We start from the raw sequence: 13,513 nt of genomic DNA on the forward strand, positions 1-13,513 counted from the left end.
TCATGCGCCGCTCAGTAGACGTGGTTACGCTTGGCGAGATCGACCATCTCCACCAGTGACTCGGTCTTGAGCCTTTCCATGATCCGGCCGCGGTAGGTGCTGATGGTTTTGGCGCTGAGGTTCATGCAGCTGCCGATGTTCTTGTTGCTTTCTCCACGCGCCAGGCGCCTGAGGACTTCCATTTCGCGGTTGGAAAGGCTCGCCAAGCGCACCGGCTCGCTTTCCAGCGAATTGCTGTTGACCGACATCTGCGGGAACGTCGAATAGCCTTTTACAAGGGCCTTGAGCGCGAACAGCAAGGCTTCGTGATCTTCCTCCTTGGTCACGAATGCGCCGATGCCTGCGTCCAGACAGCGGCGTACATACAAGTCAGTTGCCTGGCCGGTGAGGACCATGATTTTGGGCACCTGATCGAGCGATTGCAGGCGTTTGATGACTTCCATCCCATCCAGCCCAGGCAAACCGATGTCCAGAATCACCACGTCCGGTTTCAGCTCGCGTGCCACTTGCGCGACTTCACTGCCATTGCCCACTTCTGCGATCACATTGAAACGTTCATGTTCGAGCAGCATGCGCAAAGATAAGCGGACGATGGGGTGGTCCTCCACGATCAGCACGTTGGTCATTAGGAAAACTCCTGTTCAGATGTGGTCCAGCTCCTGAGGTACTCAGGAATACTTCTGTAAGCGGGTTGTCATAAGCGCAGCACGATACGACCATTACCGAACTTTGGTAATGCCGAGTATATGAGGTGTTGAATTACCCTCAAGGGGCTGTTGAGAATTCCTACAAAAAGGAGGCCGATTCAGCGGCGTTTGGCCTATTGTTGGCCGCCGAACCGTAAGATCAGCTACACGCTGTGTGTACTTTACTTACGCGTAGTGACGATGCAGGGTGCTCTGCCAACGACTTGCCAACCCGTGCGGGTCGAGCTGCAAGCATGCCCTGGCAGTTGGGGCATCGGCCTTGCAAACGTTCCTGCGCACACTCTCGGCAATAGGTGCACTCGAAGGAGCAGATGAAAGCATCGAGGCTGTCACCGGGCAGAGCGGCATCACAGCACTCGCAGTTGGGGCGCAATTCCAGCATAAGCGTGATTCCTGTCGGTACTGTCTGTACGCAGTGTGTTCCGACCAGAACTGGCTTGCAAGCTAGACGCGGTACAGGTGCGCATGCCCCGCACGGTAAAGGGCCGATTCGGCGAACGGCGTATCGCCCAGTACTCGGCCCACCAGAATCAACGCGGTGCGGCGATAACCTTTGACAGTGGCGCGCTCGACGATGTCGTCCAGTGTGCCTCGCACCCAATCCTGGTCCGGCCAAGTGGCGCGGTAAACCACGGCAATGGGGCAGTCGCCACCGTAGTGAGGCAGTAGCTGTTCGACGATGCGTGCCAGGTGCTTCACCCCCAGGTGAATGACTAGCGTCGTGCCATGGCGCGCAAGCGCCTCCAGCTGCTCGCCGGCTGGCATGGGCGAGCTGTCTGCGAAGCGGGTCAGGATCACGCTCTGGGCGACGTCGGGCAAGGTCAGTTCGCATCCCAGTAACGCGGCGCTGGCAGCCACGGCGGTGACGCCTGGCACAATCTGATAGTCGATGCCAAGACGCTGCAGATGGCGGATCTGTTCACCGATGGCGCCATAAAGGCTCGGATCACCGCTGTGCACACGCGCGACATCCTTGCCCTGCGCATGGGCGCACTCGATGGCGTCGATGATCTGCTCGAGGTGCAGTTCTGCGCTGTTGATCAGGGTATCGGCGCAGTGGCCTTCCAGAACGGCAAGGGGGACCAGAGAGCCGGCATAGATGATGACAGGGCAGGTGCGAATCAGGCGCTGCCCCTTGACCGTGATCAGCTCGGGGTCGCCGGGGCCGGCGCCGATGAAGTAAACCGTCATGGTATTCCTGAATGATTGACAAAGGTGAGCGGGATCAGTGAGCGATGGCCAGGGTCGCAGGGCCCAGCGTTCGACGCGTGACCAGCAGTTGCGGGTCGCCATTGTACTGGTCAGCCATGGCCAGCGCTGCACTCTCTGCCACGCCCCAGCACCCGCTGTGCGCATAGGCGACGGCTGAGCGATGGCTCAGATGCGTTTCGAAGCGATTCAAGTGCGGTGCAGGGTAGAACACCAAGGGCAGCGCCAGGTGGCTGGCCAGTGCATGCAGCCCTGGCTCGTACGCCTTGAGATCGATGCTGGCGATACCGTGAAGGTGCGTAGGGTCCAGGCCTCGCTGGGCGAGGCCTTGTTCGAGCAAGGTCAACAAGCTGTCCATCGGGCAACCCCTGCGGCAGCCAAACCCTGCGTAGAACGGCTTCACTCTGGTCGGCTGAAGCGGCGATACAGCGCTGCGCTGATCAGGCCAAGGGCAAGCCAGAATGCTGCATTGGTGAGCCAGGACGCCAGCTGGAACTGAGTCTCCAGCGCCGCTGGAGCCAAACTCTGGTGCATTTCAGGCTGAGGAGCACCCATCACGTGCGGCAGCAGCAGGACGATGACGCCCACCCCCTTCAAGGCCCAGTGGCGGGCAAATACCAGCAGTGCCAGGCCCACGGCCGTGGCACCCGCAGCGCCAGCCCACCAGACCTGGCGTTGCGCCAGGTCCGCCGCAGCGGTGCCCGGCAGCTCCGGCGGCAGCCCGAGCGTGGGCGCCAGGCAGAACACGGCGAAACCGGCCAGGCCCCAGGCAGCACCACTGGCCGTGGTGCGCGGTTGGCGCAGGCTGTACAAGCCAGCCAGTATCAAAGCGAACCCCACCGCCACGACCAGGTTGCCGCCGGTGGTCGAGAGCGTGCGCTGCCAACCCTCTTCGGGTGACCAGGCCTCGTCACTGTGCTCATGGGCAGCCTCGGTACCTTGGGCATGGGCATGTGCCGGGGCCGATGCCTCGTATGTCTCCGCTTCCAGGATCAGCGGGCTGACCCACAAACTTTGCAGCACGGTCAGCAGCAGTGCCGCCAGCAGTCCGCTGAAGCCCGCCGTACGGGCAATGTGCGTGATCATGGGCGGCAACTCAGTGGCAGGGGAAGGCGGCGCTGTGACGGGTGTCATGCGCAGCGTTGTGAACGGCTTCGATGTGCGAGAAACCGGCAAAGTAGACCAGGCACAAGCCCAGCAGGGTGGCGCTTACAGCGACGACAATGCGCTGGCTGAGAGATACGGGGGCAACGATGCTGGTAACGTGCGGGCGGGTTGGGACGGGCATTGGCGCCTTCCTCTGCGTGTTGGGGACGGGCAGGCGCGGCAGCTGCAGGCGATACCCGCAGGAATGCGACAGCGCCCGCCCACCGCGGGGTGTTGATGGACGCCAGGCCGGTCTCCGGGCTTGCGAGGAGGAGTGTATCTCCTGGGCAGCGTCACCTTCCCATGCCGAATTTCCTGGCACAGTGGTAAAGACGCCTCACTCGCTTACCGTTGCGGGGGCAGCACCGGAATAGTCAAAGCCTGCCTGACAGGCCTGTGACGCACCGATTTCCCGTTTCACCCTCTTGGGGCACCTGACGCAATGCGATAGAAAAGCACGAGCGCTGCGCTGCGTCAAATGCACAGGCGAGGCGGCCAAGCGCTCGATCATTGCTGAGCGAAGGCGATTAGCCGCTCACCATCGAGCCGATACCGCAGCCACTCGTTCTGCGGTTGCGCCCCTAGTGCGTCATAAAACCCAATGGCCGGCTCGTTCCAATCCAGCACACTCCATTCCAGACGGCCGCAGCCTTGGGCAACCGCCTGCTTGGCAATGTGCCTGAGCAACTGACGTCCGGCGCCATCGCCACGGTCGTTTGGGGTGATGTAGAGGTCTTCCAGGTAGATGCCATTGCGCCCAAGCCAGGTCGAGTAACTGTAGAAGTAAATGGCAAAACCAATCGCACGGCCCTCACGTTCGGCCATCAGGCAATGAACGGTGCTGCCTGCGTCGAACAGGCTGCGCTCGATGTCCTGGGGAGTGGCCAGCACTTCGTCGCGGGCGCGCTCGTACTCGGCCAATTCGGTAATGAAATCCAGGATCTGTTGGGCGTCAGTGCGTAGGGCAGGGCGAATTACAAGACTCATCGAGCGCTTATCCTTTATCGGCTGCGAGTGGTACAGCTATGTGTATCTGCAAAATTCTCTGTATCTGTACTGCAAGGGTGAAGCGTGCACTGGGCTAGTGTGAACCCTTTCCTGAACCCAGTGGAATACCCGTCATGCTCGCCTCGCTCGACCTGCTGATCGCCTTCGTCCTGTTCGCATTCGTTTCTTCCATCACTCCTGGGCCCAACAACACCATGCTATTGGCTTCGGGCGTGAATTTCGGTGTGCGCCGCTCGGTGCCACATGCGCTGGGCGTCAGCGTAGGGTTCATGGTCATGGTGCTTGCCGTCGGCCTGGGCCTGGGAGAGGTGTTCAAGGCTTGGCCTGCGCTCTACACCGTACTGCGCTATGCCGGAGCGGGCTATCTGCTGTACCTGGCTTGGAAAATCGCCACCTCAGGGCCGGTTGGCACCGCTTCTACGGCAGAGCCCAAGCCTATTGGCTTCTGGGCCGCGGCTGCTTTCCAATGGGTCAACCCGAAGGCCTGGGTCATGGCCATCGGCGCAATAACGACCTATACCCCGGCGCAAGGCTACGTCGCTAACGTGCTGGTCATCTCCGCCTTGTTCGCTTTGGTGAACCTACCCAGCGTGGGGGTATGGGTCATGTTCGGCAGTGCGCTGCGCGGCCTGCTGCAGAACCCGCGCTGGCTGATGCTGTTCAATGTCCTGATGGCTGCACTGCTGGTCATTTCTCTCTACCCGCTGCTGTTTGTAGAATCGGCGTTTCACCCTTGATGCAGAAGGCAGCGCCCATCATGCAACTGACACCGTGGTCCCACGACTGTAGCGAAGGGTTCACCCTGCGCGGCTGGCGCAGCGAGCCTACAGGGCGACCCCTGCTGCACGTTCTGCACGGCAACGGGTTCTGCTCGCTGGCCTATCAACCGTTGCTGATGCACCTGGGCCAGCACTTCGATCTTTGGCTCAGCGACGTCCAGGGGCACGGGGACAGTGACCACGGCGGCCCATTCCGTGGCTGGAACCGCACGGCAGCGCTGGCCGCCGAAGCCTTCAGCGCACAGGTGGCTGAGTATGGCAACGTACCCCGGCTTGCCATCGGTCATAGCTTCGGTGGAGTGCTCACCGGGTTGCTGCTGGCCAATGAGCCGCAGCTGTTCGAGCGCGCGGTGCTACTCGACCCGGTGATCTTCAGCCGGCGCATGCTGTTTTCGATGAAGCTGGCCGCCTGCTTCGGGTTGAATCGGCACCATGCGCTGGCGCGCAAAACGGCTCGCAGGCGCAGCACCTGGCCGGACCGCCCCTCAGCCATGACTTCCTTGCAAGGGCGGGGCATTTTCAAAGGCTGGACCGACGCGGCATTGCAGGCCTACGTGGCGCACGCGATCGCCGAAGGCGAAGGGGGTGTAATGCTCAAGTGCCGTCCAAGCCGCGAAGTGGACATTTTCAGTACCTATCCGTCCCACCTGTGGTCGAGCCTGGCGCGTATCAGCGTGCCGACGCGTGTGGTGTACGGCAGCCAGACCTACCCTTATGTACAGGCCTCGGCGATCCGGCTGGCAGCGCTCAACCCTCATGTCAGTGCGCAGCAGGTCGCTGGCGGACACTGTTTCATGCAGGAAAATCCTGAGGCTGCGGCGCAGGAGGTGCTGGCTTTCCTCCGATCCAGCGTCCTACCCATAGAACACGCTGGACCGTTCCAGGTAGCTAGCCCGTGAGTCGATGCAACGTTATGGTGGCACCCGCACGTTGAGGAGCGCACGATGAAGGCGATTTTGAATACCCATTCCAACCCTGCCGGGCACTGGGTCGGCGATGGCTTTCCGGTCCGCAGCCTGTTCACCTATGACAACGACGTCAGTCGCACCAGCCCGTTTCTGCTTCTCGATTACGCCGGCCCCCACACCTTTGCCTCCACCTCGGCGCGCCGCGGGGTCGGAGCTCACCCACACCGGGGTTTCGAGACGGTCACGATCGTTTACCAGGGCGAACTCGAGCACCGCGACTCCACTGGCGCTGGCGGGGTCATAGGACCGGGTGACGTTCAGTGGATGACCGCTGCAGACGGCATCGTTCATGAAGAGTTTCATTCACCTGGGTTCGCCCGCAGCGGCGGCGTGCTGGAGTCGGTGCAACTATGGGTGAACCTTCCGGCCCGGTTCAAGCGCGCGCCGGCCGGCTATCAGACTCTGGCCAGCGCCGATATCCCCACGGTGGACTTGGGTGCGGGCGTGGGCAGCCTGCGTGTGATCGCAGGAGAGTATCAAGGCGCGAGCGGCCCGGCTCGCACTTTTACGGCAATGGACGTGTGGGACCTGGACCTTGAGGCCGGCGCCAAACTGGTGCTGCCCGTCCCGGCAGGCCGCACGGCTGCAGTGGTGAGCCTCCAAGGCGGTGTGCGGCTGAACCAGGTCTGTGAGGCTGGCCCGTGCTCGGTGACGATATTGGCCCGTGAAGGCGCCGACGTGCTGCTTGAAGCCCCGCAGCACGCTCGTGTGCTGGTGCTGAGCGGCGAGCCTATCGACGAGCCGGTGGTGGCATACGGCCCCTTCGTGATGAACACGCGGGATGAAATCATCGAGTCCATCGAAGGGTTCAAGTCAGGTAAGTTTGGCCGGATGCCCTGAACGCGCACCGTCCCAGTGCGCTGACCACCATCCGTCGCACCGATTCGATACGACTCGAACTACCCAGCACTCGGCGTGTTCTTCAACTAAGGTGCAGATGGAACCCAGCACTTCGATACCGCATCGTTGCATGCGCCCCGACAGGTTCCTCTTCCTGTGATCCTGTGCCTGACACCCAGGCCTATTCACCCACAGCTAATCCAAAGAGGGCTCTGCCATGTCTCTGATAGGCGTATCGACACTGGAACTGCGACAGATGATCGAGCAGGCCTGCTTGCCAGATCGGTGTGAAATCAGCTGCGCCGACGGCGCACACCTGACCATCCGCCTTGGAAATGGTCAGGATCTGACACAGGCCGTCACGCTTTGTGATGTCCCGCTCAGCAGCCTCAACAGCAGCAGGGACCTGGTCAATCTGGTCGGCCAATTACACGCAATGCGCGACGGCGCTCCCGTGTACTCGAAGAAGTTGGCCTGACAGCGCGGCGCAACCGACGCTTCTAACCGGCCGTCACTGCAGTTCGAGCAGAAGGTTGAGCCCGCCGTCGCCGCACTTGCCCTGGTCTCTGACAACGCCATGGTAACTGCGTCCGTCCCAGATGAATGCGACACTGTGCGCTCGGTGTACCTTGTTGGGCAGGGGTGGGCAGATGTGCAGGCGCAGTGCAGGCCGCCCTTGAAGGTTGAGCGGTGCGAGCTGGCACTGGCACTCGACACTTTGCGCCACGGGTCCGAACAGGGTATCGCGGACGTAGTCAAGTTGTACCGATGCATTAGGAGCGCGGCCTGGCATTCTCATGGTCGCTGCTCTCTGACCGTGGTACGTGCTGGGGCATGTCGATTTGTCATGACGATCTCCTTTAGGGAAGAAACTTGAGGAGGCTGCAGGCTGCATGGGAGTTCAATCCTGCTTCATGCGTTCAATTCGATTGCGTTGGTGTTCAGGCGCCTGCCTTGCGAAACGTCAGGTTGATGCGGCGCGGGCCCATGCGCGGATGCACGCCAGGCTTGATGGGCAGTACACCATGAAAGCGTAGACGGTCTTCACCACCCCACACCAGCACATCGCCATGATTCAAGGCAATACGCTGGGTTCTGTCTGAACGTTGCAATCCACCCATCAGGAATACGGCAGGCAAACCCAGCGAGAGGGACACGATGGGTTGGCTGAAATCCTTTTCGTCGCGGTCCTGATGCAGGCTCAGGCGAATACCTGGTTGGTAATGATTGATCAGGCACGCATCCGGTACGAAGCCCTCGAATCCTGCACGCGCAGCGCACTGCGTGGCCAAGGTCAGCAGTACGGGCGGCATCGCCGGCCAGGGTCTACCAGACAGCGGGTCCACGGGGCTGTATCGGTAACCGCGTTCGTCACTGATCCAACCCAGTGCGCCGCAGTTGGTCAGGCCCACGGCCATGTTCAACCCGCCAGGGGTACGCATGTGCCGCCAGGGCGCGCAACGCAGTATCGGGCGAAGCGCATCCAGCACATGCTCGACATCTTCCAGCGCGACACCAGGCAACAGTACTGTGCAGGGTGCCAGGTGCTGCGGTTGGGCCCCGAACAGGTCCAGATCGGATTGGATCATCAGTCTGAGTATTCCAGTTGGCCTGTTACCCAGCAGAGGAAAGCTGGAGTTCATGGGTGTTCACTATCAGTGAGCCACCAATTAATTCAAAACGTTTCTGAACGCCATCCGTCTGTTAATGGTCTTCATCGTGCCGTTGCCGCGGTAGCCGATTGATGATGAGGATTACACATGTCTGAGCACGTACCGGACAACCCCCGCAGGGACTTCCTGCGCAAGACTCTGACCTTGATACCAGTGGTAACGGTGGCCAGTACCGGCATTGGCCTGGGCAGTGCCACCGCACTGGCCGAGCCGGTACGCCAGCCTGAGCAGCCCGAATCCAAGCCCGCTGGCACTGCCTACCATCCTGTGTTCTTCACCCCAGAGGAGTTCGCTTTTGTCCAAGCAGCGGTCAGCCGTCTCATTCCAGCCGACGAGCTGGGGCCTGGGGCCCTCGAGGCCGGCGCTGCGCAGTATATCGACCGCCAGATGGGCACTGCTTACGCCAGTGGCGGGCTGTGGTACATGCAAGGTCCGTTCAAGGCCGATGCGGCGCCAGAGCTTGGCTATCAATTGCAACTGACCCCGCAACAAATTTACCGCCTAGGTATCGCGGGTGTTCACCAATGGTGCCTGGCCAACGGTAACAAAGCCTTCCACGCGCGCAGCCCCGAGCAGCAGGACAAGGTGCTGGCGCAGCTGGAATCTGGCGAGCTGACTTTGCAGGACGTGCCGGCCAAGGCCTTTTTCAGCCTGCTGCTGCAGAACACGCGCGAAGGCTTTTTCTGCGATCCGGTGCACGGCGGCAACCAGGGCATGGTCGGCTGGAAGCTCATCGGCTTTCCCGGAGCGCGCGCCGACTTCATGGATTGGGCCGAGCGCAACGAGCGCTACCCGTTCCCCCCTGTATCCATTCGCGGCGAGAGGGCCTGAGCCATGGCCAATGCATTGAAGAAGGTCGACGCCGTGATCGTCGGCTTTGGCTGGACGGGGGCCATCATGGCCAAGGAGCTGACCGAGGCCGGCCTGCACGTGGTTGCGCTGGAGCGCGGGCCCATGCAGGACACGTACCCTGACGGCAGTTATCCGCAAGTCATCGACGAGCTGACCTACAGCGTGCGCAAGAAACTGTTCGTGGACCTTTCCAAGGAAACGGTGACCATACGCCATACCGTCAACGATGTAGCGCTGCCGTACCGCCAGCTGGGCGCGTTCTTGCCTGGCAAGGGGGTGGGCGGTGCCGGTTTGCACTGGTCGGGGGTGCACTTTCGTGTCGACCCGATGGAGCTGCGCATGCGCAGCCACTACGAAGAGCGCTACGGCAAATCGTTCATTCCCCAGGACATGACCATTCAGGATTTCGGCGTCAGCTACGAAGAACTGGAACCCTACTTCGACTTTGCCGAGAAGGTGTTCGGCACCTCTGGCCAGGCCTGGACGGTCAAGGGTGAGCTGGTCGGGCAGGGCAAGGGCGGCAACCCGTTTGCCCCAGACCGCTCCAATCCGTTCCCGCTGCCCTCGCAGAAGAACGTGGTGTCGGCCCAGGTTTTCCAGAAGGCCACCGCGTCGTTGGGCTATCACCCTTACAACCTGCCCTCGGCCAACACATCCGGCCCTTACACCAACCCGTATGGCGCTCAGATGGGACCGTGCAATTTCTGCGGCTTCTGCAGCGGCTACGTGTGCTACATGTATTCCAAAGCGTCGCCCAACGTGAACATCCTGCCAGCGTTGCGCCAGGTGGAGCACTTCGAGCTAAGGCCCAATGCCCATGTGCTGAAGGTGAACCTGGACGACAGCAAGCAGCGTGCGACCGGCGTGACCTATATCGACGCCCAGGGCCGTGAAGTCGAACAGCCGGCTGACCTGGTGATCCTGTCGGCCTTTCAGTTCAACAATGTCCGCCTGATGCTGCTTTCTGGCATCGGCAAGCCCTACGACCCGGTCAAGAATGAGGGTGTGGTCGGGCGCAATTTCGCCTATCAGAACATGGGCACCGTCAAGGCCTTCTTCGACAGGGACTTGCACACCAACAACTTCATCGGCGCCGGTGGCAATGGCGTGGCGATCGACGACTTCAACGCCGACAATTTCGACCATGGCCCCCACGGCTTCGTCGGTGGCTCGCCGATGTGGGTCAACCAGGCAGGGACGCGGCCCATCGCAGGTGTAGGCAACCCCCCGGGCACCCCCGCCTGGGGCAGCGCCTGGAAAAAGGCCACGGCCGACTACTACACCCACCAGATCTCCATGGATGCGCACGGCGCACACCAGTCTTACCGCGGCAATTACCTGGACCTGGACCCAACCTACCGTGATGCCTATGGCCTGCCGCTGCTGCGCATGACCTTCGATTGGCAGGAAAACGACATCCGCATGAATCAGTTCATGGTCGGCAAGCTCAGCGCCATCGCCAAGGCCATGAACCCCAAGGCCATTGCGGTGCTGGGCAAGCAAGTGAACGAGCATTTCAATACTGCCACCTACCAGACCACTCACCTCAACGGTGGGGCGATCATGGGGACTGACCCTAAAACCAGCGCCTTGAACCGCTATTTGCAGTGCTGGGATGTGCACAACGTGTTCGTGCCTGGGGCCTCGGCATTCCCGCAGGGGCTTGGCTACAACCCGACCGGCCTGGTCGCTGCGCTGACCTACTGGTCGGCGCGGGCCATTCGTGAACGGTACCTGAAGAACCCCGGCCCCCTGGTGGCGGTGTAAGGAGCGATGAGCATGAACAGAATGTTAATCGCCACCGTCCTGATCGGTGTAGGCATGACGGCGCAGGCAGCGCAGGACGAGCCGGCGCTGGTCAGCCAGGGTGAGTACCTGGCGCGGGCAGGAGACTGTGTGGCGTGCCACACGGCCAAAGACGGCAAGCCGTTCGCAGGTGGACTGCCGATGGAAACGCCGATCGGCACGATTTACTCGACCAACATCACCCCTTCATCCGAGGGCATTGGTCATTACAGTTTCGAAGATTTCGACCGTGCCCTGCGCCATGGGGTCCGCAAGGATGGCAGTACGCTGTACCCGGCCATGCCATACCCGTCCTATGCCCGGTTGACCGAACCCGACATGCAGGCGTTGTACGCCTACTTCATGAAAGGCGTGGCCCCCGTGCAGGAGCCGAACAAGGACACGGACATTCCTTGGCCCTTGAGCATGCGTTGGCCGTTGTCGATCTGGCGCGGTGTATTCGCCCCGGACCCTGAACCCTGGCAGCCATTGCCCGAGCGGGATCCGGTGGTTGATCGCGGAGCTTACCTGGTCGAAGGCCTGGGCCACTGCGGTGCCTGCCATACCCCAAGGGCACTGACCATGCAGGAAAAAGCGTTAAGTGCAGAGGAGGGCGATGCCTTCCTGGCCGGCAGCGCGCCGCTCGAAGGTTGGGTGGCGAAGAATCTGCGAGGCGATCACAAGGATGGCCTGGGCAGTTGGAGCGAGGCGCAACTGGTGCAGTTTCTCAAGACTGGCCGCAGCGACACCAGTGCCGTGTTCGGTGGCATGAGCGATGTGGTGGAGCACAGCATGCAGTACATGAGCGACGCCGACCTGACGGCCATCGCGCGCTACTTGAAGACCTTGCCGCCCAGCAATCCGAATGACACGCCCCACGTCTATGACCGGCAAGTAGCGGATGCGCTGTGGAAGGGCGACGACAGCAAGCCTGGGGCTGGGGCGTATATCGACAATTGCGCCGCCTGCCACCGTACCGATGGCAAGGGATACACGCGCGTCTTTCCAGCGCTTGCCGGTAACCCGGTGGTGCAGACCCAGGATGCTACCTCGTTGATCCATTTGATCCTCAAGGGCGGGACCCTGCCTGCGACCCGCACTGCGCCCTCGACCTTCACCATGCCGGCCTATGGCTGGCGCCTGAGCGATCAGGAGGTGACTGACGTGGTCAACTTCATCCGCACCAGTTGGGGTAACCAGGGGGAGCCTATCGAGGTCAAGGCGGTGAAAAAGCTGCGCACAAGCGACATGAAGCAGACATCGGGTGATGATCTGGGGCAGGTGACTGAGCATTAAAATCCGGCAAGCCGGTCGACCCTCAAATCGCGCTTGCGAGGTGAGGGTCAAGACGGTATCTACCCGGAAACAAGCGGCACGGAGGATTCCCGATCAACGGTGGATTGACGCGCAAAGGTGTTTTTGTTCTAGTGAAACCGGTTTCATCATGATCACAACAACCATAAGGTCCCATCATGAGCCCAGCACCCGCGCCAGTGCGCGACCGTGTCACCATCAGCGAGGTGGCCCGTGTCGCAGGCGTCTCGAAGGCCACCGTTTCCCGGTACATCGGGGGCGATCGCCAATTGCTGGCCGATGCCACTGCCCAGCGCCTGGGCGAGGTGATCGAGCAGCTTGGCTATCGGCCGAACCAGATGGCGCGCGGGCTCAAGCGCGGGCAGACACGGCTGATCGGCATGTTGGTCGCCGATATTCTCAACCCCTATTCGGTCGCCGTTATGCACGGCGTGGAGACGGCGTGCCGCCAGCATGGCTACAGCCTGGTCGTGTGCAACACCAACCGCGATGACGAGCAAGAGCGCCACCACCTGCGCGCCTTGCAGTCTTACAACGTGGAAGGACTGATCGTGAACACCCTGGGCCACCACCCGGGTGAGTTGCTTACCGTCATGCGCGACCTGCCCATCGTGCTGGTCGACCGGCAGTTGCCTGAGCTCAACGCCGACCTGGTCGGCCTGGACAATGCGCACGCGATGCAGCAGGGTATCGAGCATCTACACGCCCGTGGTTACCGAAACATTCTCGCCGTTACCGAGCCGTTGGACGGTACCAGCTCGCGAGCCGAGCGCGTCCAGGCGTTGACAGCCCTTGTCCAAACCCGTGCTGACATGCAGTGCCAGGTGGTGCCAACCGACCCTGGATTGACGCAAGCGCTCACCCGCTTCCTGGGGAGCGACGGCACCCGTCCCAAGGCACTTTTCACCCTCAATGGCGTTGCGACGCTGGCGGTGACCACCGCATTGCGCGAGGCCGGGCATGCGCTGTTCGGTGAGGTCGGGGTGATCGCATTGGACGACCTTGACTGGTACCCCTTGGTTGGCAACGGCATCACGGCCCTGGCGCAGCCCACCGAACGCATCGGTATGGCAGCCTTCGAACACTTGCTCAGTCGCCTGCACGGTGAACAAGGCGCCGCCCGGCGCATCGATTTCAAAGCGTCGCTGATCATACGAGGTTCCACCCACCCACGCTGAACACAACGGCGGCCTGCGGCTTGCCCGCGATGCCTGCCGTTTAAAAATGAAACC

The 13,513-nt window shown here is 61.6% G+C and carries 17 protein-coding genes and 1 riboswitch; of the genes, 8 read left to right on the plus strand and 9 right to left on the minus strand.

Going from position 1 to position 13,513, the window contains the following annotated elements; genetic code table 11:
- Positions 1–11: 11 nt before the first annotated feature.
- The 7 genes from CWR53_RS09990 to CWR53_RS10020 all read right to left on the minus strand — a co-directional run bounded on the left by CWR53_RS09990 (position 12) and on the right by CWR53_RS10020 (position 4,049).
- The gene (locus tag CWR53_RS09990; RefSeq protein WP_100851402.1) at positions 12–626 is read right to left on the minus strand and encodes a response regulator transcription factor; all 615 of its coding nucleotides are present in this window, start codon (positions 624–626) and stop codon (positions 12–14) included.
- Between the two features lie 220 nt (positions 627–846).
- A complete protein-coding gene (locus CWR53_RS09995; RefSeq protein ID WP_081322865.1) occupies positions 847–1,089 on the minus strand; it encodes a DUF1272 domain-containing protein in 243 nt (80 codons plus the stop codon).
- Positions 1,090–1,151: 62 nt separating this feature from the next.
- Positions 1,152–1,898, minus strand: coding sequence for a precorrin-4 C(11)-methyltransferase (cobM, locus tag CWR53_RS10000; protein WP_100851403.1), 747 nt, complete (start codon positions 1,896–1,898; stop codon positions 1,152–1,154).
- 34 nt (positions 1,899–1,932) lie between these two features.
- On the minus strand, positions 1,933–2,274 hold the full coding sequence (locus CWR53_RS10005) for a cobalamin biosynthesis protein (protein WP_375335476.1): 342 nt from the start codon (positions 2,272–2,274) through the stop codon (positions 1,933–1,935).
- Positions 2,275–2,315: 41 nt separating this feature from the next.
- Positions 2,316–3,002: a CbtA family protein gene (locus CWR53_RS10010; RefSeq protein WP_100851405.1), complete on the minus strand. Its 687-nt coding sequence runs from the start codon at positions 3,000–3,002 to the stop codon at positions 2,316–2,318.
- Between the two features lie 10 nt (positions 3,003–3,012).
- Complete coding sequence (locus CWR53_RS10015) at positions 3,013–3,204, minus strand: CbtB-domain containing protein (RefSeq protein WP_100851406.1); 192 nt, start codon at positions 3,202–3,204, stop codon at positions 3,013–3,015.
- Positions 3,205–3,291: 87 nt separating this feature from the next.
- Positions 3,292–3,515, minus strand: a riboswitch (cobalamin riboswitch).
- A gap of 54 nt (positions 3,516–3,569) precedes the next feature.
- Positions 3,570–4,049, minus strand: coding sequence for a GNAT family N-acetyltransferase (locus tag CWR53_RS10020; protein WP_058605007.1), 480 nt, complete (start codon positions 4,047–4,049; stop codon positions 3,570–3,572).
- A gap of 134 nt (positions 4,050–4,183) precedes the next feature.
- Between CWR53_RS10020 and CWR53_RS10025 the strand changes: the two genes are divergently transcribed.
- The 4 genes from CWR53_RS10025 (at position 4,184) to CWR53_RS10040 (ending at position 7,135) form a co-directional block, all read left to right on the plus strand.
- Positions 4,184–4,807 (plus strand): LysE family translocator, encoded by a 624-nt coding sequence (locus CWR53_RS10025; protein WP_100851407.1) that lies wholly within the window; start codon positions 4,184–4,186, stop codon positions 4,805–4,807.
- A 20-nt stretch (positions 4,808–4,827) separates the two neighbouring features.
- A complete protein-coding gene (locus CWR53_RS10030) occupies positions 4,828–5,748 on the plus strand; it encodes an alpha/beta fold hydrolase (protein ID WP_100852618.1) in 921 nt (306 codons plus the stop codon).
- A gap of 45 nt (positions 5,749–5,793) precedes the next feature.
- Positions 5,794–6,657: a pirin family protein gene (locus CWR53_RS10035; protein WP_100851408.1), complete on the plus strand. Its 864-nt coding sequence runs from the start codon at positions 5,794–5,796 to the stop codon at positions 6,655–6,657.
- Between the two features lie 217 nt (positions 6,658–6,874).
- On the plus strand, positions 6,875–7,135 hold the full coding sequence (locus tag CWR53_RS10040; RefSeq protein ID WP_058605004.1) for a DUF1652 domain-containing protein: 261 nt from the start codon (positions 6,875–6,877) through the stop codon (positions 7,133–7,135).
- A gap of 33 nt (positions 7,136–7,168) precedes the next feature.
- Here the strand turns inward: CWR53_RS10040 and CWR53_RS10045 are convergent, their stop codons facing one another.
- Both CWR53_RS10045 and alkB read right to left on the minus strand, forming a co-directional pair.
- Entirely contained in the window at positions 7,169–7,456 is a 288-nt protein-coding gene (locus tag CWR53_RS10045) for a hypothetical protein (RefSeq protein ID WP_049695925.1), read from the minus strand.
- A gap of 142 nt (positions 7,457–7,598) precedes the next feature.
- Positions 7,599–8,246 (minus strand): DNA oxidative demethylase AlkB, encoded by a 648-nt coding sequence (gene alkB, locus CWR53_RS10050; RefSeq protein ID WP_058605003.1) that lies wholly within the window; start codon positions 8,244–8,246, stop codon positions 7,599–7,601.
- A gap of 171 nt (positions 8,247–8,417) precedes the next feature.
- On the opposite strand from alkB, the gene CWR53_RS10055 reads away from it, so the two are divergent.
- The 4 genes from CWR53_RS10055 (at position 8,418) to CWR53_RS10070 (ending at position 13,459) form a co-directional block, all read left to right on the plus strand.
- Positions 8,418–9,161 (plus strand): gluconate 2-dehydrogenase subunit 3 family protein, encoded by a 744-nt coding sequence (locus CWR53_RS10055; protein WP_100851409.1) that lies wholly within the window; start codon positions 8,418–8,420, stop codon positions 9,159–9,161.
- A 3-nt stretch (positions 9,162–9,164) separates the two neighbouring features.
- Positions 9,165–10,949, plus strand: coding sequence for a GMC family oxidoreductase (locus CWR53_RS10060; RefSeq protein ID WP_058605001.1), 1,785 nt, complete (start codon positions 9,165–9,167; stop codon positions 10,947–10,949).
- Positions 10,950–10,961: 12 nt separating this feature from the next.
- Positions 10,962–12,263 carry a cytochrome c gene (locus CWR53_RS10065; RefSeq protein WP_100851410.1) on the plus strand — a complete coding sequence of 434 codons (1,302 nt, stop codon included), beginning with the start codon at positions 10,962–10,964 and terminating at the stop codon, positions 12,261–12,263.
- 176 nt (positions 12,264–12,439) lie between these two features.
- Positions 12,440–13,459 (plus strand): LacI family DNA-binding transcriptional regulator, encoded by a 1,020-nt coding sequence (locus tag CWR53_RS10070; protein ID WP_100851411.1) that lies wholly within the window; start codon positions 12,440–12,442, stop codon positions 13,457–13,459.
- Positions 13,460–13,513: the final 54 nt, after the last annotated feature.

This window comes from Pseudomonas sp. SGAir0191 (genome assembly GCF_002812565.2).
Classification (GTDB): Bacteria; Pseudomonadota; Gammaproteobacteria; order Pseudomonadales; family Pseudomonadaceae; genus Aquipseudomonas; species Aquipseudomonas parafulva_B.